The organism is Pseudomonas sp. E315 (genome assembly GCF_055406205.1).
This window is the reverse complement of sequence record NZ_JBUZPJ010000013.1, coordinates 47789-69949: the sequence shown is the minus strand read 5'-3', so window position 1 is coordinate 69949 and position 22161 is coordinate 47789. Positions and strand designations below refer to the sequence as shown.

Sequence of the window (22161 nt, the reverse complement as noted above, 5' to 3'; positions counted from 1 at the left end):
AGAGTTCGAAAAAGGGTTGGCATGATACCCGCTCTCGATGACCGGATAAAGGCTGAATTGGATAAAAATTGAACAGCAGGCGGCAAGTTTTGAGCTATAAGCCGCACGTTTTGGGCGAACGGGTGTCGCTTGAGACGTGCAGCTCAGACTTGCGGGGCGCGTTCGCTCACTCGGGCGAGTGAAAGCTCAGGCTGTAGTTCACGGCTTTGGGGCCCGGATCAAGAATGTCCAACGCAATGTGGATGGGGGTTTGCGGGGGCATTTCAGCTTTGCCGAGCAAGTCGCCGCTCAAGTATTCGCCGGGCTTAAAACGACGGCTGGCGATCATTTTGCCGTTGAGGTCAGCAAAGCGCAGTTCCAGCAGCGGAAAGGGCTGAGAAAACGGTGCTCGGTTGTAAAGAATGGCGTCTACCACCAATGCTCCGGCAAAATCCGGGTGGCTTCGCACTACCAGATTGCTGCTTTTAATTCGGTCAATGTCGACCTTGGAGGGCACCTCGCAGCCAATTTTTGGGCATAGCTGCTGAAAATAAGGTCGAAACTGGTCTTGTCGGGCCAACTCTTCGAAGTGATACGCGATGTACTGCCCTGCGAGCGCGGCGGCGGCCAGTAGCACCAATATCCCCCACAGCAAACGCTTGCCCCACGGCGTGCGGCGCTTTTGCCAGTCCAGATGCAGCGGGTCGTCTACCAAGTCGAGCAGCACTTCGTCGCGCACGCCCGGTTCGCTGCGTTTGCGTTTGGCTTTAGGGGCAGGCGTTGGGGCCAATGGCTCATCGTCTTCGTCATCATCGGTCGCAGACAGCCGCTCACCCATTAATGGCGGCTCAATCTCGTCATTAATTGACAGATCCAGCGGTGGCGTTTGGTCGGGCTCGTCCAGATCCAATGACAAGGAAGGCTCTGTGCGCCCTTGTTTGGAGGGCTCAGCCGGGTTGTCTTGGGTATTCGATGATTCGGCGCGCTCGGCGGCTGATTCGCTGAACAAGCTGTCAGACCATTGGTCTTCTTCAGTTTCGTCACGTTCGCGACGAGCGCTCAGCGTCTCTTGCTTGGCTTTGGGCGCTTGGCCGAAGCTCTTGCTGGGCTGGATTTCCAGCTCCTCAAGCTTGGCCAGCTCTTCGTCCAGATCCAGATGTTCGAGGTCAAGCTCCGTCGCTTTCCATTGGGCCTGGCTGATGGCCTTGGCTTTGGCGGGCGCCTCCTCGATTGGCGGCTGCTCGACAGCAGGCGTGGCCACGGGGGTGGGCTGCGCTTTTTCAGTGCTCTTGTTGAGCAGTTGCTGTGCAGCGTTGAACACTTGCAGGCAAGCGCCACAGCGAACCACGCCGCGCGCCATGCTCAATTGGCCATGGTTAACGCGGAAGCTGGTTTGGCAATGTGGGCACTGTGTAACGAAGCTGTCGCTCATGCGGCCATCCGGATTAGGCAGGCGTGCATTCTAGCGCCGACGACCACTGATGCGCACCCAGCCATCGCGATTGGCGATTGGGTCCAGATCAAAGTCTTGAGCGTAAGCGGCTGCGACTTCTTCGCCTTGTTCGGCGAGGATGCCCGATAGCGCCAGACGGCCACCCGGTTTGACCAGGCTCGACAGCTGGGGCGCCAAGGCGACCAGCGGGCCAGCCAGAATGTTGGCAACCAGCACGTCGGCTTGAACCTGTGGCAGGTCTTGCGGCAGGTACAGCGGGAAGAGTGCTTCGGCGATGTTGTTCCGCCCGGCGTTGTCGCGCGAAGCTTCCAGCGCTTGCACGTCGATATCGGTGCCGACGGCTTCTTTGGCGCCCAGCAACAGGGCCGCGATGGCCAAAATCCCCGAGCCGCAACCGAAGTCCAGCACGTTGCAGTCTTTAAGCACTTGACCGTCCAGCCACTCAAGGCACAGCGCGGTGGTCGGGTGGGTGCCGGTGCCAAAAGCCAGGCCCGGATCGAGCAGCAAGTTCACGGCGTCAGGCTCTGGGGCGGCATGCCAGCTTGGCACGATCCACAGGCGTTGACCGAAACGCATCGGCTGGAAGTTGTCCATCCAGCTGCGTTCCCAGTCTTGATCTTCAATGACTTCGGCGTGATGTTCAGGCAGCGGTGCGCCGGTCAGCAGTTCCAGATGGGACAGCACGAGTTCGGTTTCGGTGCCGCCTTCGAACAGTGCCAGCAAGTGGGTGTGCGACCACAGTGGGGTAGTGTTGAGCTCGGGTTCGAAGATTGGCTGATCTTCGGCATCCATAAACGTTACCGAAACAGCGCCGACTTCGAGGAACGCGTCTTCGTAGGTTTCGGCTTGTTCTGGGCTGATGGCGAGGCGTACTTGCAGCCAAGGCATGGCGGGCACCTTTGAAAAATAGGAGTGTGCAGCCGATGGGCTGCGAGAAGCGCGCCAGTTTACGCGAGCGTGACCGTGGCGGGTAATCAAAAAGCGATGAAAAGTTGTGCTCAGGCGCGTATCAGAAACAACAAAGCCGCTCGAAAGCGGCTTTGTTGATCAGGAAACAAACTTACTGGTTAGCCAGTTTGTGTTCCAGGTAGTGAATGTTGACGCCGCCTTTGCAGAAGCCTTCGTCATTCACCAGGTCGCGGTGCAACGGGATGTTGGTTTTGATCCCGTCTACCACGATTTCGTCCAGTGCATTGCGCATGCGGGCCATGGCTTCGTCACGGGTCGAGCCCCAGGTGATCAGCTTGCCGATCAGGGAGTCGTAGTTGGACGGAACCTTGTAGCCGCTGTACAGATGCGAATCGACGCGAACGCCGTTGCCACCCGGAGCGTGGAAGTGCTTGACCATGCCTGGGCTCGGCATGAACGTTGCCGGGTCTTCAGCGTTGATGCGGCACTCCAGAGAATGGCCGTGAATGTTCACGTCATTCTGGGTGAAGGACAGCGTGTTGCCTGCCGCAATGCTCAACATCTCTTTGAGAATGTCGATGCCGGTGACCATTTCGGACACCGGGTGCTCTACTTGCACGCGAGTGTTCATCTCGATGAAGTAGAAACGGCCATTTTCGTACAGGAACTCGAACGTGCCCGCACCACGGTAGTTGATGTCCACGCACGCCTGAACGCAGCGCGCCAGAACCTCTTTGCGTGCTTGTTCATCAATGCCCGGTGCTGGCGCTTCTTCCAGAACCTTTTGGTGACGACGCTGCAGCGAGCAGTCGCGGTCGCCCAAGTGGATCGCGTTACCCTGGCCGTCGGAAAGCACCTGAACTTCCACGTGACGTGGGTTGGTCAGGTATTTTTCGAGGTAGACCATCGGGTTGCTGAACCAGGCCGCCGCTTCTTCGCGGGTCTGCTTGGCAGCTTCGATCAGGTCTTCTTCGCGGTGTACAACGCGCATGCCACGACCACCGCCGCCGCCAGCGGCTTTGATGATCACCGGGTAGCCGACTTCACGGCCAATGCGCAGTGCGGTTTCTTCGTCTTCAGGCAGTGGGCCGTCAGAGCCCGGCACCGTTGGTACGCCCGCTGCGATCATGGCGTGCTTGGCCGAAACCTTGTCGCCCATCAGGCGAATGGTGTCGGCTTTAGGGCCTATGAACGCAAAACCGGATTTTTCGACCTGCTCGGCGAAATCGGCGTTTTCAGCCAAAAAGCCGTAGCCGGGGTGAATCGCCGTGGCGCCAGTGACTTCGGCTGCCGCGATGATGGCCGGAATGTGCAGGTAAGACAGGTTGGCTGGTGCCGGACCGATGCAAACGGTTTCGTCTGCCAGGCCCAGGTGCATCAGTTCCTTGTCAGCAGTGGAGTACACCGCGACGGTCTTGATGCCCAGTTCCTTGCATGCCCGCAGGATGCGCAAGGCGATCTCACCGCGGTTAGCGATTAGAACTTTTTCCAGCTTCTGAGGCTTCAGCATCGTTGGCTCCCCGTGGTTCAAACGATGGTGAACAGCGGTTGGTCGAATTCAACCGGCTGACCGTTTTCTACCAGGATGGATTCGATAACACCGGCTTTTTCGGCCGTGATGTGGTTCATCATTTTCATCGCTTCAACGATGCAGATGGTGTCGCCGACTTTAACGCTCTGGCCCACTTCAACGAAGGCTGGGGAGGTTGGAGCCGGGGTGCGGTAGAACGTACCGACCATTGGCGACTTGACCACAAAACCGTTCAGTTTTGGTGCAGCAGGCGCTTCGGTTACGGTGGCAACAGGCGCAACGGCTACTGGAGCAGCGGCCGGTGCTTGTTGCATTGGCGCTGGTGCGTAGAACTGTTGAGCGGGAGTTTTGCTGTGACGGCTGATGCGTACGGACTCTTCGCCTTCTTTAATTTCCAGCTCGTCGATGCCGGACTCTTCCAGCAGTTCGATCAGTTTCTTAACTTTACGGATATCCATGAATCGTCAACTCCCAATGGGTCGGTCAGGGGCGTTTAGCTTGTAGTTCAAGCTGTTCCAGGGCGGCCTCCAAGGCCAGTCGATAACCGCTGGCGCCAAGGCCGCAGATCACGCCTACCGCAACGTCGGAGAAGTAGGAGTGATGGCGGAAAGGTTCGCGTTTGTGCACGTTAGACAAATGCACTTCGATGAATGGGATGCTCACTGCCAGCAATGCGTCACGTAATGCCACGCTGGTGTGAGTAAAAGCCGCCGGGTTGATCAGAATAAAATCCACGCCTTCATCGCGGGCAGCGTGAATGCGCTCGATCAGTTCGTACTCGGCGTTGCTTTGCAGGTAGAGCAAATGGTGACCGGCGTCGCGGGCTCGCTGTTCCAGATCCTGATTGATTTGCGCCAAGGTGGTAGCGCCATAGACGCCCGGCTCGCGGGTGCCGAGCAGGTTCAGGTTGGGGCCGTGCAGAACCAAAAAGGTCGCCATCTGCTGTTCCTTGTTATGTGGGTGCAGTTGTCAGTGCCGGGCGACTATGCCGAAAACCTGAATCAGTGTCCAGTTGTCTGCAATAGCCAGCACGATGACCGATGTTCGCGAAAAGTTTGTGACCAAGGCTCTAGATCTGGTCATTCGCGTTCGCAACACGTTCGGCGAAGTCAGCGGCGTTGATCTCGCCAATGACCCGTTGGTCACTTTTTTCGATGCCGTTTTTACCGAACAACATCAATGCGGGTGGGCCGAATAATTGGTAGCGATCCAGCAGCGCACGTTGTTCGGCATTGCTGGCGGTCATGTCAAAGCGCACCAGCCGATAACCTTTGAGTTGTTCTACCACTTGCGGGTTATTCAGCACTTCGTGCTCGATCACTTTGCAACTGATGCACCAGTCGGCGTACCAGTCCAGCAGCAACGGTTGGCCTTGCGCTTTGGCTTGAGCCAGCGCGTTGTCCAGCTCGCTTGATGTGGTGATTGTTTGCCAGTCGTCCGTGGTTTGCGCTTGACCAGACACTGCACTGGTGGTGGCGAGTGCGCGGCCAATAGGGTTGAACGGGTCGCTTTGACCGCTGAGTGCGCCAAACCAGCAGGCCAGCGCGTAGACCAGCAAAAACAGGCCGAGCAATTGGGTCAAGCGTTGGCGAGGCGCTTTATAGACGAACTCCAGCGTGCCCAAAAACAAGCTCACGCCAGCGGCCAGTAAGCCGATCAACAGCAATGTGACTGGGCCGGGCAGCACTCGGCTCAACAGGCCAATGGCCAGCCCGAGCAACAGCACGCCGATGGCATTTTTGACGCTCACCAGCCACGGGCCACTTTTTGGCAGCCAAGCTGCACCGCCAGTGGCGACCAACAGCAGCGGAGCGCCCATGCCCAAGCCCAGCGCGAATAATTTCAGCCCCCCACCTAGCGCATCGCCACTGGCGCTGATGTACAGCAATGCCCCGGCCAAGGGGGCGGACACGCAAGGTGAAACCAGCAAACTGGACACCACGCCCAGTACCGCGGCGCCCCACAACGAGCCGCCTTGGGTGCGATTGGCTACGCGATCCAGCCGGTTGCTGATGGCTTGCGGCAGTTTGAGCTCGAACACCCCAAACATGGCCAACGCAAAAATCGCGAAAAACAACGCAAAGGGCACCAGTACCCACACCGATTGCAGGCGCGCTTGCAAGTTGAGTTGCGCCCCGAACATGCCCATTAATGCCCCCAGTAGGGCAAAGCAGGCTGCCATCGGCAAAACATACGCCAGTGACAGGCTAAAACCCCGCAACCCGCCCACTTGGCCGCGCAACACCACGCCCGAGAGGATGGGCAGCATGGGTAGCACACACGGGGTAAAGGTCAGGCCAAGACCCGCCAGAAAGAACAAGGCCAGCTCACGCCAGCTCCAACTGTTGGGTACGGCGGCTGTGCGATCGCTGGCGCTTTGTGTGGCGGGCGTGCCGCCGATGTTCAAACGTTCGGTTTCAGGCGGGTAACACAAGCCCTTGTCGGCACAGCCTTGATAGGTGACGACCAGTGTGAACGGGCGCTGGTCGTTGGCGGGGCGTGGAATATCGACATCGACAATGCCGTGATAAACCTCAACGTCGCCGAAATACTCATCATGCTTTGCTTCGCCGGGCGGCAGTTGCACGTTACCCAGCGCGATATCGGCAGGCTCGGCTTTGAACGCAAACCGGTGCCGGTACAGGTAATAACCTTCGGTCGGAACAAAACGTAACTTGATGTTTTCAGGTGTGCTCTGGATCAGGTTCAGCTTGAACGCATCACGCACCGGCAAGAAGTCACTGCTGTTATTGATGGCGCCCAGTGTCGCGCTGGGGCGGTTGTCCAGCAGGCCCGCGCCCATAGCGGGCACGGCGAAGAGTAAACACAAGAGCAAAAACAAACGGCGCATGGGAATCTCGCAAAGCAAACGTGCGGCCATCATAACGGAGTGAGTTGTTCAGTGCAGGCCACACCCCCGTATGGGCGCTACGGGTGAGGTTACACCCTGAATGCCGATACAGCGGTGTTCAACGCTGAGCCGAGGTCAAGCAATTGCTGGCTTTGATTGCGGGCGATGCCTATGCGTTGCAGGTTGTCGTCACCTAATTGATGAATACGCTCACTGTGATCGCGGATTTCGCTGACAGCTCCACTTTGTTGGGCGGTGACGTCGGCAATGCGTATTGCTGTGTCGGAAATCGTCGTAATAGCGCTGACGATTTCATCCAGTGCGCCGTCGGCCGATTGAGCTTGCTGGGCGGTGGCTTGCGCGTGTACCACTTGGGCGCGCATGCCTTCGACGGATTGATGCGCCGCCAGTTGCAGCCCAGCGATCAGGGTTTGGATCTCGCTGGTGGCGCCCGCTGTTCGTTGCGCCAATGAGCGCACCTCTTCGGCGACCACTGCAAACCCTCGGCCCATTTCGCCAGCGCGCGCCGCTTCAATGGCCGCGTTAAGCGCCAGCAGGTTGGTTTGGTCAGCAATGGAGCGAATCACAGTCAACACGCCGCCGATGGTGGCCGACTCTTCGGCCAAGTGTTCGATCAACTGCGCGTTGCTCTGTACCTCGCCGACCAGCGAATGCAGCCCGGTCAGGCTTTGACCAATCACGCGCTGACCCTGCGCCACGGCCAGCCCGGCGCTGCGGCTAGCGTCGGCGGCGTGGCTGGCATCGCCTGCAACTTGCGAGATGGTGGCTTCCAGCTCACCCAGCGCATCGCGGATTTGCCCCGTGTCACCCGCCTGACGCTCGGCACCTGCGTGCAGGTCTGTGCTCAGTTGCGCCAAGGTTTGACTACTGCCTGCCACTTGTTCGGCGTTGAGACGGATAGTGCCCACCAGCTTGACCAAATAGGCGCGCAGCCGATTGAGTGAGGCTTCAATGTCATGCAGTTCGCGATTGGTTTTGCCGATGTGTATGTCCTGACTGAAATCGCCTTCTGCCCACGTGGACAGCCGTGGCGCCAAATACGTCAATACCCGTGCCAGCCTGCGTTGCAGCGTGTCGATCAGTAATGCGATGAGCAATATCAGGCCGATCATCAGGCCTTGAATCAGCCGCACTTCGTTTTGGATCTGGCCATGTTCTGCACGCACCACCGGCTCCAGTGCGGCAAGTGCCTGTTGAACGGCGTCGAGTTGATGTTGGGTGGCCGTGCCGAGCTGGGTGCGCTGTTCGATTTGGGACTGGGTGCGTTTCAGCTCTGCGGGATAGCGATTCAACAAGCTGTTCAAGTCGCGTTTAAGGCTGATGCCCGCGTCTTCGGTTTGCTGGGTCTGTTCAGACGCCAGCCCCATCATCGCGGCAAAGTCGTCGGTATTGGACGCGTTTTTGGCGCTGACCCCAAGCAGTTGCAGGCCTTCAATGCGTTGTGCCTGGGTTTGGACAGCGGCCAGCTCACGCTCAACTTCAGAGGCCAACTCGCTGCGCCCGCTGCTCACCAGCTTGTCGCGTGCTAACGAAAGGCTGGCCAGATGCAGCGATGCAGTCAACAGCGGGGGCAGATAAGCCTGAGCGGCAGGGGAGGTGGCGTCGCTGGCGTATTGGTGAAGCTGATCCAGATTGGCTCCCAGCTCTCGCTCGGCTTGCAGCAGCAAGGCTTGCGGGTCGCCAGCTAACTTACCAGCCGCCAGCAGCTCGTTATTGCTGAAGGTGCTGAGGTTTTCAAGGCTTGGCTGTAGCGCATCGGCCAAGGTTGGGGGGAGTGAGCTGAGCTGGTGTTTGAGGGTGTCGAGTGCGCTGTTGGCGTCGCTCAGGCGTAAGGCATCGCCGCTGGCGAGGTAGCTGTCGATATTGCGAGCCACTTGGTTCTGGAAATATTGCGACAGGCTGAGGTAGCGCTCCATCAGCAAAAACGGACGCTCAAGCGCCTGTTGCGACCACCATAACGTGGTGCCCAACGCGAGGCACACGGCGAGCAACAACAGAGTATTGAGGTTGGTTAACAGCTTCAGGCGCATGTCGGATATTGCCTACGTCGCAATGATAAGTGCCTGAATTTATTGCGTTTGGATGACAGCTATGTGACAGCGTCGGTCTCTTTTGAAGAAATAGTGGCAATTGGCCTTGCCGGGTGAAAGCGCTGCACCTGATTGCGCCCGTTATTTTTGGCCTGGTACAGCGCTTCATCGGCCTGCGAGGCCATGATCAAACTGTCGGTGTCGTCATTGAGTTCTACAACCCCAGCACTGAACGTACACCACAGGTCTGTGGGCTGTGCCGGGTAGTGAATTTCGGCAAAGCGCTGACGAATCAAATTGAGGGCTTTGTGCGCTGATTCCTGATCGGTGTCAGGCATCACAATTGCAAACTCTTCGCCGCCGTAACGGCCAATGAAATCGGTTTTGCGCAGGCGTTGCTTGAGAAACAGCGCCAGACTTTTGATCACGCGGTCGCCCATCGGGTGGCCATATGAATCGTTGACCCGTTTGAAGTGGTCGATGTCGATCATGGCAAAGCTCAGCGGACGCTTTTCGCGGCGAGCGCGGAAGGTGCAGTCTTCGAGTAATTGCAGAATATGGGTGTGGTTGTAGAGGCCAGTCAGGCTGTCGCGCACCATGCGCGCTTTTAAGTGCCGTGCACGGGCAGCGCGGTTGCGCACGGTGGTGATCAGATGGCGCGGCTTGATCGGCTTGGTCAAAAAGTCATCGCCGCCTTCGCTCATGGCGTCGAGCTGCTTGTCTAGGTCGTCCTCGGCGGACAAGTAGATGATCGGCACGCTGACGTAGCGATCGTTGTGGCGAATCACCTTGGCCAGCTCTGTGCCCGTACAGGCGGGCATGTACATGTCGAGGATGATCAAATCGGGCTGAAAGTCGGCTAGCTCAGCCATCGCCTGAATCGGCTCGATCAAGGTGCGGGTCACAATCCCGGCACTGTTGAGCAAGCGCTCGGTATGCAGCGCTTGGGCTTTGGAGTCGTCAATGATCAGTACTTTGTAGGGCTCGTACTGGGCGACACAGGTTAGCACCTCGATTTTTTCCATCAGGCTTGAGGCTTCGAGGGTGCCGGTCAAAAACTCCTGACCGCCTGCGCGCACGGCGGCAAGGCGGGTTGGGGTGTCGGTTTCATGCAGGCTGAAAAACAGCAGCGGCAGTTTTTGCTCCAGCCCGATCTGAGTCTCAGCTGCCAGCTCTAGCCCTTTGCCGGCGCTGCCGAAATCCACGTCCATCACAATTGCGGCTGGGTGGCGCTCGGCCATTGCACGGCGGAAGGTGCCCACGCTGTCCAGTGCTCGCGCGCTCAGGCCGAAAAATTCCAACTGTTTAGCCAGTCGGTCAGCGCGGTCCAGGTCTTGCAAAAGGATGTAGACGGGTTTGCGCAACGGCGGCAGAAAGGTTTGTTCCAGTTGATCGCCCTGACGCAGGCCAGTGCGTGACAGGCGCTGCATCAAACGATTGAGTTCGGTGATCATCGGGCTGCTTAAGCGGCCCCGATTGGCGTTGACGCTTTGCAGTGCCTCATTGATAGCGCGAGCCAGCAGAGCGTGTTCGGGCTGATCAAAGCGTTCGGCAAAACGCAGCAGACGCAAATTGGCGTCGCACAGCTCTGTCAGGTCGGGAGACGACCATTCTTGCCCCTGCAAACGTTGCCAGATCTCAAGAATTTGACGTGCCTGATGGATGACCCGTTGGGCAAAGTGGTTCTTGAGACGCTCGCGGCTAGGGTCTTCGTGCTCGGTCATATCCTGACTGCTTAAGGTAAGGGGGCATGCTGAGGTCGACTGGTGGCTCTATGCTAGCACCTCTTTTCAAATGCACGAGTCCCGGCTTGAAATTAAGTCACATTCAGCCACATTTAGCGGTTGAGTGTCGACGTAGGCGCTGTAGCAAGCATGCTCTATAGTGCCGCACTCAGGCTGCCCCAGCTTTGTTGCAGATCAGCGTCATCGTGATTTAAAAGCGTATAGATGAGGCACGATGGAGTAGGGTTGTGGTCGAACCGTTGAATTCAGTAATTGAAAGGACATAGCCATGCTGGACTGGAAAAAACGTGAGGGCAGCGCCCGCGAATCGGTCAAAGAGACCAGGACACAGCCGCGTGGCTATTTCAAAAGCATTCTCATGAGCCGCTCAATCATGGCGCTGATCGGCATTTATGTCGTGGTGTGCCTGGGTGTGGGCTGGTACTGGAGCCAAGAGCCAGACTTGTTCCCGGTACAGCAAAACGCGCAGCAGGCGGCTGACCGCGACGGCAAGCAAATGGTGCCGGGTTTCACCACGGTAGAAACCCTTAAAACAGTGGCCGGGACGCTGCTCAATAAGCCGGGCGGTTATTTGTCCAACGATCGTTTTCCACCGGGTGTGCTGCTCGACAACATCCCGAGCTGGGAATACGGCGTGCTGGTGCAGGTACGTGACCTGACCCGCGCACTGCGTAAAGACTTTGCCCGTTCGCAGTCGCAATCGGCTGAAGACGCTGATCTGGCCAAGGCCGAGCCGCGTTTTAACTTTGATAACAAAAGCTGGATGCTGCCTTCCAGCGAGTCTGAATATCAGGAAGGCATTAACTCCCTGAGCCGTTATCAGGCGCGTTTGTCCGATCCGAACCAAAAGAACGCTCTGTTCTACGCCCGCGCCGATAACCTCAACAACTGGTTGGGCGATGTGGGTACGCGTTTGGGTTCGTTGTCGCAGCGCCTGTCGGCCAGTGTGGGTCGGGTCAAACTCAACAGCGCACTGAAAACCGAAAGTCTGCAACCGGGCCAAGTGCCTGTGGTTGATGAAGAAGTAGTCGAAACCCCGTGGATGCAAATCGACAACGTGTTCTACGAGGCTCGTGGCCAAGCGTGGGCGTTGTCGCACTTGCTGCGGGCTATCGAAGTTGACTTCGCAGACGTGCTGGCTAAAAAGAATGCAACGGTCAGCGTGCGTCAGATCATTCGCGAGCTGGAGGCGGCACAAGAGCCTGTCTGGAGCCCGATGATTCTCAATGGCAGCGGTTATGGCGTATTGGCTAACCACTCGTTGGTCATGGCCAACTACATCTCCCGTGCCAACGCGGCGGTCATGGACCTTCGTCAACTGCTCTCACAAGGATAAGTGATGGCCATTTCAGCTTCGGAGGCTGCGCATCGTGCGGCCTCTGATGTCGAGCTAGTCGCCTGGGTCGATCGCGACGACCGCCTCTTGGGCGGTTTGCCGCGCAAAGAGCTGCGCGAGCGCGGGCTCATTGGGCGTGGCACCTTCATTTTGCTGTTCAACTCTGCCGGCGAGCTGTGCGTGCATCAACGCACCTTGAGCAAGGCGTTGTATCCCGGTTTTTGGGATGTGGCGGCCGGAGGGATGGTGGGTGTGCACGAGGCCTACGCTGAGTCTGCTGCCCGCGAGTTGCAAGAGGAGTTGGGTGTCAGTGGTGTGCCGTTGACCGCCCATGAGCGCTTTTACTTTGAAGGTGATCAAAACCATCTGTGGTGCGCGGTGTTCTCTGCCGTGTGGGATGGCCCGCTGCAGGTGCAGCCCGAAGAAGTCCAGAGCGCCAGTTTTATCCCGGTGGCCGAGGCGCTGCGCTTGGCCGAGCAACAGCCTTATTGCCCGGATTCACTGGCTGCGCTCAAGCGTTATCTGGCCCAGACCCAGGCTGTTTAGCCGCTGGGGCAGGTTGTGAAAAGGCTTGTGGGGGGCAGAAAAACCGAGCTTACAACCCACGCCATCGCAGCCTTGGGCGGCGACTGTAGGTGTTACGTTATTTTTTGCGCCGATTGGCTCTTGGGCAGCGGCGATTTTGTCGTTACACTGCGCGACCTTTTTCAGGCTCAGGCGGTTTTGCCGTCTGAGTTGCGCTGCCCCTGCCAGAGTGGGGCTTCGCGGTCGGTATTGCATGACGCTTAACGTCACTGCCGGCCAGTTTTTTGTCCTCCATATGAGGATTGCCGGTGGCCAAAAAAGCCGCATCCTTCGCCGCCCTTGGTGGCTTGGTATTTTCCACCGACGCAGGTCGTCACTGCCCAGACTGTCGTCAGCCAGTGGACGCCTGTACCTGCAAACAAACCCAGATCCCTGCCGGTGATGGCATTGCTCGCGTGCGTCGCGAAAGCAAAGGCCGTGGTGGCAAGACGGTTACGACGATAACCGGTGTGCCGTTGGCTGAAGACGCGCTTAAAGAGCTGGCCACGACGTTGAAAAAACGCTGTGGCACTGGCGGTGCGTTGAAAGACGGCATCATCGAGATCCAGGGCGATCACGTTGAGTTGCTGTTGGCCGAACTGATCAAACTCGGGTTTACAGCCAAGAAGTCCGGCGGCTAGCAGCCTCTGTGAAAACCACCGTTTAGCACTTCTGTTGCCCGATGCCGGGCTGACAGCTGCTGCTTGTCATGGTTTTCACAGAGCCTGTTATGACGGGTTTCTAAACTCCGCGCTGTTGCCGGGGTCTACCCAGCACAGACGAATCGTCACGTTCACGCCTTAGACTGCGCCAGCCTGCTTTCAGGTTTGGCTATTTGACTTATTTATAGGGGACTTCGATGTCCGTACGACGCACACGCAAAGACGATGGCAGCCAATGGACAGTTGCGGACAGCCGCAGCGTTTATGGGATTCGCCATTGGGGGGCCGGGTATTTCGCGATCAATGAAGCCGGTCGCGTAGAAGTCCGTCCGAACGGCCCGAACAGCTCGCCCATCGATTTGTACGAGCAAGTCGACAACCTGCGTAAAACGGGCCTGTCCTTGCCATTGCTGGTGCGTTTCCCAGACATTTTGCAAGACCGTGTACGTCAGTTGACCGGCGCGTTCGATGCCAATATTGAGCGTCTGGAATACCAGAGCAAATACACTGCGCTGTACCCGATCAAGGTGAACCAGCAAGAAGCGGTTATCGAGAACATCATCGCCACCAAAGACGTGTCGATTGGTCTTGAAGCAGGCTCCAAGCCTGAGCTGCTGGCAGTGCTGGCGCTGGCCCCAAAAGGCGGCACCATCGTTTGCAACGGTTACAAAGACCGCGAGTTCATTCGCTTGGCGCTGATGGGCCAGAAGCTGGGTCACAACGTTTTTATCGTGATCGAAAAAGAGTCCGAAGTTGATCTGGTGATCGAAGAAGCGGCCTCGCTCAAAGTCAAACCCCAGGTTGGTTTGCGCGTGCGCTTGTCGTCGCTGGCATCGAGCAAGTGGGCAGACACCGGTGGTGAAAAATCCAAGTTCGGCCTGTCGGCGGCACAGTTGTTGTCGGTGGTTGAGCGCTTCCGTGTTGCGGGTCTGGATCAAGGCATTCGCCTGTTGCACTTCCACATGGGTTCGCAGATCGCCAACTTGGCGGACTACCAGCACGGCTTCAAAGAAGCGATTCGCTACTACGGCGAGCTGCGCAACCTGGGCCTGCCGGTTGACCACATCGACGTGGGCGGTGGCTTGGGCGTGGATTACGACGGTACTCACTCGCGTAACGCCAGCTCCATCAACTACGACATGGACGATTACGCCGGTGTTGTGGTGGGCATGCTCAAAGAGTTCTGCGACGCGCAAAGCCTGCCACACCCGCACATTTTCTCTGAAAGTGGCCGCTCCCTGACGGCTCACCACGCCATGTTGGTGGTGCAGGTGACAGACGTCGAGAAGCACAACGACGATGTGCCGGTCATCGAAAACAAGGAAAGCCTGCCCGAAACCGTACAGTGGCTGGTTGACCTGCTGGGCCCGACCGACATTGAAATGGTCACCGAAACTTACTGGCGCGCCACTCACTACATGAGCGACGTGGCGGCTCAGTACGCGGATGGCAAAATCACGCTATCTGAAAAGGCGTTGGCCGAGCAGTGCTATTTCGCTGTTTGCCGTCGCCTGCATAACTCGTTGAAAGCCCGCCAGCGCTCGCACCGCCAAGTGCTGGACGAACTCAACGACAAGCTGGCTGATAAGTACATCTGCAACTTCTCGGTGTTTCAGAGCCTGCCCGACACCTGGGCCATTGGCCAGGTGCTGCCAATTCTGCCGCTGCATCGTCTCAACGAAGAGCCGCTGCGCCGCGCCGTACTGCAAGATTTGACCTGTGACTCTGACGGCAAGATCAAGCAATACGTAGACGAGCAGAGCATCGAAACCAGCTTGCCGGTTCATGGGCTGAACGAAGGCGAAGACTACCTGCTGGGTATCTTCTTGGTTGGCGCCTATCAGGAGATTTTGGGCGACATGCACAACCTGTTCGGTGACACCGACTCGGTGAACATCTACCAGAACGCTGATGGCAGTGTTTACCACGCCGGTATTGAGACCCACGACACCATCGAAGACATGCTGCGTTACGTGCACTTGTCGCCGGAGGAGTTGATGAACCACTACCGCGACAAAGTGGCCAGCGCCAACATCAGCGTGAAAGAGCGCACCCAGTATCTGGACGCTCTGCGTCTGGGCCTGACCCGCTCGTCTTACTTGTCTTCGTAATACGTTTGAAGCCTGAAAAAACGCCGTCCCGATGGGGCGGCGTTTTTGTGGCGCTTACCAACGCGGTAGTCGCTGCCAAAGGCTGCGATGGGCTGCCCCGGATTTCAAACGAAGCGTCTTCGGCCCTTATCGCAGCCTTTGGCAGCGACTACACGTTTAGGGTTTATGAGTTAAACCACTGATCCTTGCGCTGCATCCTCCAGGCATAAAGGCCGAGCGTCAGGCTGCGCAACACCATAAACAGCAGAAAACTTATCCACAGCCCGTGGTTGCCAAAACCGTGCAGTGCCCAGGCCACAGGCAAGGCAAGCATCACGCTGAACACCATCGCATTACGCATTTCTCTGGCCCGTGTGGCGCCAATAAACAGCCCGTCTAGCAAGTAACTCCATACCGCAATCAGCGGCAGCAGCGCCAAATATGGCAAGTATTCGAAGGCGGTTTCGCGCACGTTTGGAATGTCGGTTTGCAGCTCGATAAACAGGTGGCCGCCCAATAAAAACAGCAATGCAAATCCCAGGCTTGCCAGCAGCGACCAACCACAGGCCACCACCATCGAACGCCGCAGCGCGTTACGGTCTCGCGCGCCGATGGCGTGCCCGCACAAGGCCTCAACCGCATGGGCCAAACCATCCAGCGCGTGTGCTGCCAGCAGCAAACCATTGAGCAGCAGCGCATTGGCAGCTACTGTCGCATCGCCCAGACGGGCGCCTTGCAAGGTGATGGCAAAAAACACCGATTGCAGCATCAGGCTGCGAATGAAGATGTCTCGGTTAACCCCCAGCAGTGGCTTCCAGTTTTGCCACAAGCGCAGCGCGGCCCACATCACTTTGCCGGGGTACACGCGCAGCGCGCCGCGTGTCAGCCACAGGCCTAGCAAGGCGCCGCTCCACTCAGCGATGACCGAGGCCCGCGCCGAGCCGACAACGCCCCAGTCCAGCCCCAATACAAACCACAGGTTCAATGCGATGTTCACCACGTTAGTGGTGAGCAAAATGGCCAAGGGTGCCCGAGCGTTTTGGGTGCCCAAAAACCAGCCCACCAACGCATAGCTGGCCAGTGCGGCGGGCAAGCCGAACAGGCGGGTGTGGAAGAAGTCCAGGGTCAGAGCATGCAGCTCCACAGAAGGCTGCATCACACTTAACGCTACGCCGCTAAAAGGGATCGCAATAACCCCGAGCAACAGCGACAACAACCCGGCCAGCAATAGTCCTTGCAGCAGAATTTGGCGCAGTGCCGTGCCATCGCCACGCCCGGCGGCTTGGGCGGCGAAGCCCGTGGTGCCCATGCGCAAAAAGCCCATTGCCCAAGCCAAAAAGATGTACATGCTGGCCCCGACTGCCACGGCTCCCAGTTGATGGGCGTGGGGCAAGTGGCCAATGACCGTGCTGTCGACCAGTGCTACCAGCGGGACGGAAATGTTGGACAGGATCATTGGCGCGGCCAACGCCCACACCCGTCGATGGGTTGCACGGTCGCGCCAATCAGCAAGTAGGGAAGACATGTCGACTCCTTCAGGGAGCGGCATTGTAACGAGATCTGTTGCCTGCGAACCAAACCCTGTTTATCGGGTCAATCTGACCGACGCGCCTGCTGTTCAGGGCACGCTGTTATATAGTCGTCCCCCTCACTGCCACGTAAATGAGTACACCATGCTTAACAAAGGACTGTTCCTGGCCTGCGCGCTGGCGCTGCTGAGCGCTTGTGATTCTTCATCCTCCGCCAAGCCTGATGCCGCTTTAGCGCCTGCTGCCACAGCACAAGCCGCCAAGCCAGTGCAGGACGTCAAGGTGCTGGCCGAGCGTTATGCCGGGCGCGAATTAAGTGTGGTGGATGTGTCAGAAGTGCAGTTGGACGGCGCGAGCACCTTGTCGGTGAGTTTCTCGGTGCCGTTAGACCCCGAGCAGAACTTTGGCGACAAGCTGCACGTGGTCGATGCCAAGACAGGCAAGCTTGATGGCGCATGGGAGCTGTCAGATAACTTGATGGAACTGCACCTGCGCCACCTTGAGCCGCAGCGCAAATTGATCCTCACCGTTGACGCTGGTCTGCGTGGCGTCAACGACAGCCAACTGGCGGCCGAATACGTGAGCCGCCTTGAAACCCGAGACCTGCAACCCACGGTAGGCTTTGCCAGCCGTGGCAATTTATTGCCCACCCGTTTGGCCGAAGGGTTGCCCGTTATCGCGCTGAACGTGGACAAAGTTGATGTTGAGTTCTTTCGCGTCAAACCCGAATCGTTGCCTGCCTTTCTCAGCCAATGGGGTCGCAACAGCAGCCTGCAAAGCTATGAGGCCAAAGACCTGCTGAGCATGGCTGACTTGGTGTACGGCGGCCGTTTTGACCTGAACCCGGCACGCAACACGCGTGAAACGTTGATCTTGCCCACCTCGGGCATTAAGCCTTTACAGCAGGCGGGCGTGTACTTGGCGGTGATGAAGGCGTCGGGCAGTTACAGCTATTCAACGCCTGCCACGCTGTTCACCCTCAGTGATATCGGGCTTTCCGTACACCGTTATCAGAAGCGTCTGGATGTGTTCACCCAAGCGCTGGAAGGTGGCAGTGCGCTCAATGGCGTGGAGCTGGAGCTGCTCGACGGCAAAGGCAAAATGCTAGCCCAAGGCAAAACTGACAAAGCAGGCCACGCTGAACTGGCTTTGCCCCCCAAGGCTGAAGTGTTGGTGGCGCGTCAGGGCGATCAAACCAGTGTGTTGCGTTTGAACACGGCGGCGTTGGACTTGGCCGAATTCGACATCGGTGGCCCGCAAGCGCATCCGCTGCAATTTTTTGTGTTTGGCCCGCGTGATCTGTATCGCCCCGGCGAAACCGTGCTGCTCAATGCGCTGCTGCGTGACCGTGATGGCAACCCGGTCAAGCCGCAGCCAGTCAGCGTCGAAGTGCGTCGCCCAGACGAGCAAGTCAGCCGCAAATTTGTGTGGTCGCCCGATGCCTCGGGCTTCTATCAATACCCGCTGCAATTGGCCGCCGAAGCCCCGACCGGGCGCTGGCAGTTGGTGTTCGATTTGGGGGATGGTAAGCCTCAACTGTACGAGTTTTTGGTTGAAGACTTCCTGCCTGAGCGTTTGGCGTTGGAACTTAAAGGCAGCGACACCCCGTTGCGTCCGGATCAAACCGCAGAGATTCACGTCAATGGTCGCTATTTGTACGGCGCGCCAGCGGCGGGCAATCGCCTGAGTGGCCAAGTGTATGTGCGTCCTTTGCGTGAGGCAGTCAAAGCCTTGCCGGGGTATCAATTTGGCTCGGTGACCGAAGAAGAGCTGACTCAGGACTTGGAGTTGGACGAAAGCGTTCTAAACGCTCAGGGCGAAGAGACCATCAGCCTTGAAAGCAAGTGGAGCGATGCCAAGTCGCCCCTGCAACTGATCGTACAAGCCAGTTTGCAGGAGTCCGGCGGGCGCCCGATCACGCGTCGATTGGTGCAGCCGGTATGGCCCGCAGATCGCCTGCCGGGTATTCGCGGCTTGTTTGACGGCACTGAAACCGATGGCGATGGCCCGGCAGAGTTTGAACTGCTGGTGGCAGACAACCAAGGCAACAAGCTGGCCGCTGAAAACCTCAAGGTGCGATTGGTGCGCGAGCGCCGTGATTACTACTGGAACTACTCGGACAACGATGGCTGGAGCTATCACTACAACGAGAAGTTTTTGAACCTCAATGAAGAAACCGTCAACCTCAAGGCCGGAGCAACCGCCAAAGTTAGCTTCCCGGTGGAGTGGGGCCCCTATCGCGTTGAAGTAGAAGACCCTAAAACCGGGTTGATCAGTAGCCTGCGCTTCTGGGCTGGTTATCGCGCCCAAGACAACGCCGAAGGCGGCGCAGTGCGGCCCGATCAGGTCAAGCTGGCGCTGGACAAAGCTGCCTACGCCGATGGCGACACGGCCAAGGTGACCGTCACGCCGCCTGCTGCGGGCAAGGGTTACTTACTGGTCGAGGGCAGCGACGGCCCATTGTGGTGGCAAGAAATTGAAGTGCCCGCAGAAGGTAAAACCTTCGACATCAAACTTGACCCAAGCTGGGCGCGTCACGATTTGTACGTCAGCGCGCTGGTGATTCGCCCCGGTGAGCGCAAAACCAACATCACCCCTAAACGTGCGGTCGGCGTGCTGCACCTGCCGCTGGATCGCACTCAGCGCAAACTGGCGTTGACCTTGGACGCGCCTGAGAAAATGCGCCCCAAGCAACCGCTAAAGGTAAAAATCCACGCTAAAAACGCCGACGGCAGCGTGCCCAAACAGGCGCATGTACTGCTCGCCGCGGTAGACGTTGGCGTGCTGAATATCACGGATTACCCGACGCCTGATCCTTACGCGAGCCTGTTTGGGCGTAAGGCCTATGGTGCCGACCAGCTCGATATTTATGGGCAGTTGATCGAAGCCGGGCAGGGCCGCTTGGCCAGTTTGGCGTTTGGGGGTGATGCGGCGCTGGCCAAAGGCGGCAAGCGCCCAGCGACCAGCGTGACCATCGTTGCGCTGCAAAGCGCCCCCGTCACTCTTAACGAGCAGGGCGAGGGTGAGGTCAGCATCGACATCCCGGACTTTAACGGCGAGCTGCGTTTGATGGCGCAAGCCTGGACCGAGGATCGCTATGGCATGGCCCAAGCCAAAACAGTAGTGGCAGCGCCGCTGGTGGCAGAGTTAGCCGCGCCGCGCTTTATGGCCGGTGGCGATGAGACCCGGCTGGCGCTGGACTTGTCCAACCTGACCGACAAGCCGCAAACCCTGAATGTGAACCTGAGCACCGAAGGCCAGCTCGACCTGTTAAGCCCGCACACCCAGCAGGTCACGTTAAGCCCCGGCCAGCGCAGCACGTTGCAGATCCCGGTTAAAGCGCTCGGTGGTTACGGCACCGGTTTAGTCAAAGTGACCGTCAACGGCCTCGACCTGCCAGGTGAAACCCTTGCCCCGTTTACCCGCGAATGGACATTGGGGGTGCGCCCGGCGTACCCGGCGATGCTCAAGCATTACCGCGCCGTACTCAAAGATCAGCCGTGGAGCTTGCCTGAAGGGGAGTTGCAAGCGTTTGAACCGGCTGGGCGTGAAGCGTTGTTGAGTGTGTCGAGCCGCCCGCCGCTGAATCTGGGCGAACAAATTCGCGCGCTCAAAGCCTATCCGTATGGCTGCTCTGAACAAACCACCAGCGGTTTGTACCCAGCGCTTTACGCCGATGCCGCCTTGCTCAAACGCTTGGGCCTTGAAGGGGAATCTGACGCGGATCGTCAACGCAAAATCGAACTGGGAATCGAGCGCTTGCTGGGCATGCAGCGCTACAACGGCAGCTTTGGGCTGTGGGGCGCAGATGGTCAGGAAGAGTACTGGCTGAGTGCCTACGTGACTGACTTCTTGCTGCGTGCTCGCGATCAAGGCTACGCAGTGCCGCCCGAAGCACTGAAAAAAGCCAACGAGCGTCTGCTGCGTTATGTGCAGGAACGCAACCTGATCGAAGCCGACTACAGCGACAACCTTGAGCACACGCGTTTTGCAGTGCAAGCCTATGCCGCGTTGGTTTTGGCGCGCAGTCAGCAAGCGCCGTTGGGTGCGCTGCGCAGCATTTTTGAGCGTCGCAGCGATGCGCGTTCAGGTTTGCCGTTGGTGCAACTGTCGATTGCCCTGCAGAAAATGGGCGACCAGCCGCGTGCCGATCAGGCGCTGGTGGCAGGCTTGGCCGTTACCCGTAAAGCCAACGAATGGCTGGGTGACTACGGCAGCCCGCTGCGCGATCAAGCGCTGATTTTGGCACTGCTTGAAGAGAACAACTTGATGAGCGGCCAGCGCGAACAACGTGTGTTCGACTTGTCGGACCAACTGGCAGGCAGCCAGTGGTTGTCGACTCAGGAGCGTAATTCTCTATTCCTGGCGGGGCGTGATCTGCTGAGCAAACCCGAGGCCAACTGGAGCGCGCAACTTACCAGTGGCAGCCAAACCCGCGAGCTGAATAACAGCCAGCCGGGCCTCAAGCTTGAAGGGCTATTGCTGGCGTCGCCGCTCTCCTTGCGTAACGAGGGCAGCGAAGCGATTTATCAGCAACTGACCATTTCGGGTTATCCACAGCAGGCACCTGCGGCGGGTGGCGAGAACATGAGTATTCGTCGTGATTACTTGGGCATGAACGGCGAGCCGCTCAACATCAAAGCGCTCAAAAGTGGCGATCTGGTGTTGGTGCATGTGGCTGTGACGGCCAAGCAACAGGTGCCAGATGCGTTGGTGGTTGATTTGCTGCCAGCAGGGCTGGAGTTGGAAAACCAGAACCTGGGCCAAAGTGCTGCGAGCCTCGAAAATGCCAGCAGTCAGGTCAAGCAATGGCGTGAGTCGATGCAAAACGCCAGCGTGCAACATCAGGAATATCGTGATGACCGTTACGTGGCCGCGTTGAAACTGGACGGCTATGGCACCACGCACTTGCTGTACTTGGCTCGCGCTATCACTCCTGGCACGTATCGTGTGCCGCCGCCGCAAGTGGAGTCGATGTACCGCCCCAACTGGCAAGCCGTAGGTGAAGCGCCGGGCGAGATGGTCATTACGGGCCGATAAAAACTGAGTGCAGGCTGCGTTTTTCGCGTTGGAGATCGCAGCCTGCGCCAGGTCTACACAAGCGTGTGTTTTAGCTAATGATCCAGCTAAGCACCCACAGGCCCAACAGCAACCAAATTACCCCGCCAATGATTGAGGCCCTTAAAAAGGCCCGCACGGCGTTGTACAGAAACAGCAGCCCGACGACCAAAATGGCGATGCTGATGATTGAGGTGTCCATGCCCAACGTGCGTCCCAGCCCGTCGATAAAGTTGCCGCCCGCATGGCTCAGGCCATTGAAAATGCCACTTAACCCTTCAACGATAAAACGAATGATCGCCCCGAACATCTGCCCCAGGCTCTCGAAAAATCCTTCAACTTGCATGTGTGTGTCCCGATGAGTGAGGTGGCCACTGTGCCAGAGTTAAGCCTTTGGCTGCTA

15 protein-coding genes are annotated in these 22161 nt (G+C 58.1%); 5 read left to right on the top strand and 10 right to left on the bottom strand.

Going from position 1 to position 22161, the window contains the following annotated elements; translation table 11 throughout:
* Positions 1–166: 166 nt before the first annotated feature.
* From ACZRJQ_RS17455 to ACZRJQ_RS17420, 8 genes are all read right to left on the bottom strand, one after another.
* On the bottom strand, positions 167–1411 hold the full coding sequence (locus tag ACZRJQ_RS17455) for a DUF3426 domain-containing protein (protein WP_463979576.1): 1245 nt from the start codon (positions 1409–1411) through the stop codon (positions 167–169).
* Positions 1412–1441: 30 nt separating this feature from the next.
* Positions 1442–2320 (bottom strand): 50S ribosomal protein L11 methyltransferase, encoded by an 879-nt coding sequence (gene prmA / locus ACZRJQ_RS17450; RefSeq protein ID WP_463979575.1) that lies wholly within the window; start codon positions 2318–2320, stop codon positions 1442–1444.
* A gap of 172 nt (positions 2321–2492) precedes the next feature.
* Positions 2493–3851, bottom strand: a complete 1359-nt coding sequence (accC, locus tag ACZRJQ_RS17445) for an acetyl-CoA carboxylase biotin carboxylase subunit (RefSeq protein WP_463979574.1) — start codon at positions 3849–3851, stop codon at positions 2493–2495.
* 17 nt (positions 3852–3868) lie between these two features.
* On the bottom strand, positions 3869–4330 hold the full coding sequence (accB, locus tag ACZRJQ_RS17440) for an acetyl-CoA carboxylase biotin carboxyl carrier protein (protein ID WP_048366506.1): 462 nt from the start codon (positions 4328–4330) through the stop codon (positions 3869–3871).
* Between the two features lie 25 nt (positions 4331–4355).
* Positions 4356–4811, bottom strand: a complete 456-nt coding sequence (aroQ, locus tag ACZRJQ_RS17435; RefSeq protein WP_463979573.1) for a type II 3-dehydroquinate dehydratase — start codon at positions 4809–4811, stop codon at positions 4356–4358.
* A 130-nt stretch (positions 4812–4941) separates the two neighbouring features.
* Complete coding sequence (locus ACZRJQ_RS17430) at positions 4942–6723, bottom strand: protein-disulfide reductase DsbD (protein WP_463979572.1); 1782 nt, start codon at positions 6721–6723, stop codon at positions 4942–4944.
* A gap of 89 nt (positions 6724–6812) precedes the next feature.
* A complete protein-coding gene (locus ACZRJQ_RS17425; RefSeq protein WP_463979571.1) occupies positions 6813–8774 on the bottom strand; it encodes a methyl-accepting chemotaxis protein in 1962 nt (653 codons plus the stop codon).
* Between the two features lie 59 nt (positions 8775–8833).
* Positions 8834–10498 (bottom strand): GGDEF domain-containing response regulator, encoded by a 1665-nt coding sequence (locus tag ACZRJQ_RS17420; RefSeq protein WP_463979570.1) that lies wholly within the window; start codon positions 10496–10498, stop codon positions 8834–8836.
* Positions 10499–10787: 289 nt separating this feature from the next.
* Here ACZRJQ_RS17420 and ACZRJQ_RS17415 point away from each other — a divergent pair, with 289 nt between their 5' ends.
* The 4 genes from ACZRJQ_RS17415 to speA all read left to right on the top strand — a co-directional run bounded on the left by ACZRJQ_RS17415 (position 10788) and on the right by speA (position 15192).
* Positions 10788–11855 (top strand): DUF2333 family protein, encoded by a 1068-nt coding sequence (locus tag ACZRJQ_RS17415; RefSeq protein ID WP_463979569.1) that lies wholly within the window; start codon positions 10788–10790, stop codon positions 11853–11855.
* A 3-nt stretch (positions 11856–11858) separates the two neighbouring features.
* Positions 11859–12401 (top strand): NUDIX hydrolase, encoded by a 543-nt coding sequence (locus ACZRJQ_RS17410; RefSeq protein ID WP_463979568.1) that lies wholly within the window; start codon positions 11859–11861, stop codon positions 12399–12401.
* Positions 12402–12688: 287 nt separating this feature from the next.
* Positions 12689–13060, top strand: coding sequence for a translation initiation factor Sui1 (locus ACZRJQ_RS17405; protein ID WP_463979567.1), 372 nt, complete (start codon positions 12689–12691; stop codon positions 13058–13060).
* A gap of 218 nt (positions 13061–13278) precedes the next feature.
* The gene (gene speA, locus ACZRJQ_RS17400) at positions 13279–15192 is read left to right on the top strand and encodes an arginine decarboxylase (protein WP_463979566.1); all 1914 of its coding nucleotides are present in this window, start codon (positions 13279–13281) and stop codon (positions 15190–15192) included.
* Positions 15193–15355: 163 nt separating this feature from the next.
* Here speA and ACZRJQ_RS17395 read toward each other — a convergent pair whose 3' ends face one another.
* Complete coding sequence (locus tag ACZRJQ_RS17395; protein ID WP_463979565.1) at positions 15356–16696, bottom strand: MATE family efflux transporter; 1341 nt, start codon at positions 16694–16696, stop codon at positions 15356–15358.
* 148 nt (positions 16697–16844) lie between these two features.
* Between ACZRJQ_RS17395 and ACZRJQ_RS17390 the strand changes: the two genes are divergently transcribed.
* A complete protein-coding gene (locus ACZRJQ_RS17390) occupies positions 16845–21740 on the top strand; it encodes an alpha-2-macroglobulin family protein (RefSeq protein WP_463979564.1) in 4896 nt (1631 codons plus the stop codon).
* Between the two features lie 70 nt (positions 21741–21810).
* On the opposite strand, the gene ACZRJQ_RS17385 is transcribed toward ACZRJQ_RS17390, so the two are convergent.
* On the bottom strand, positions 21811–22104 hold the full coding sequence (locus ACZRJQ_RS17385; RefSeq protein ID WP_463979563.1) for a hypothetical protein: 294 nt from the start codon (positions 22102–22104) through the stop codon (positions 21811–21813).
* Positions 22105–22161: the final 57 nt, after the last annotated feature.

Coding starts and splice junctions, on each gene's coding strand:
- ACZRJQ_RS17455 (WP_463979576.1), bottom strand. CDS start 1,411: ATGAGCGACAGCTTCGTTACACAGTGCCCACATTGCCAAACCAGCTTC.
- prmA (WP_463979575.1), bottom strand. CDS start 2,320: ATGCCTTGGCTGCAAGTACGCCTCGCCATCAGCCCAGAACAAGCCGAA.
- accC (WP_463979574.1), bottom strand. CDS start 3,851: ATGCTGAAGCCTCAGAAGCTGGAAAAAGTTCTAATCGCTAACCGCGGT.
- accB (WP_048366506.1), bottom strand. CDS start 4,330: ATGGATATCCGTAAAGTTAAGAAACTGATCGAACTGCTGGAAGAGTCC.
- aroQ (WP_463979573.1), bottom strand. CDS start 4,811: ATGGCGACCTTTTTGGTTCTGCACGGCCCCAACCTGAACCTGCTCGGC.
- ACZRJQ_RS17430 (WP_463979572.1), bottom strand. CDS start 6,723: ATGCGCCGTTTGTTTTTGCTCTTGTGTTTACTCTTCGCCGTGCCCGCT.
- ACZRJQ_RS17425 (WP_463979571.1), bottom strand. CDS start 8,774: ATGCGCCTGAAGCTGTTAACCAACCTCAATACTCTGTTGTTGCTCGCC.
- ACZRJQ_RS17420 (WP_463979570.1), bottom strand. CDS start 10,498: ATGACCGAGCACGAAGACCCTAGCCGCGAGCGTCTCAAGAACCACTTT.
- ACZRJQ_RS17415 (WP_463979569.1), top strand. CDS start 10,788: ATGCTGGACTGGAAAAAACGTGAGGGCAGCGCCCGCGAATCGGTCAAA.
- ACZRJQ_RS17410 (WP_463979568.1), top strand. CDS start 11,859: ATGGCCATTTCAGCTTCGGAGGCTGCGCATCGTGCGGCCTCTGATGTC.
- speA (WP_463979566.1), top strand. CDS start 13,279: ATGTCCGTACGACGCACACGCAAAGACGATGGCAGCCAATGGACAGTT.
- ACZRJQ_RS17395 (WP_463979565.1), bottom strand. CDS start 16,696: ATGTCTTCCCTACTTGCTGATTGGCGCGACCGTGCAACCCATCGACGG.
- ACZRJQ_RS17390 (WP_463979564.1), top strand. CDS start 16,845: ATGCTTAACAAAGGACTGTTCCTGGCCTGCGCGCTGGCGCTGCTGAGC.
- ACZRJQ_RS17385 (WP_463979563.1), bottom strand. CDS start 22,104: ATGCAAGTTGAAGGATTTTTCGAGAGCCTGGGGCAGATGTTCGGGGCG.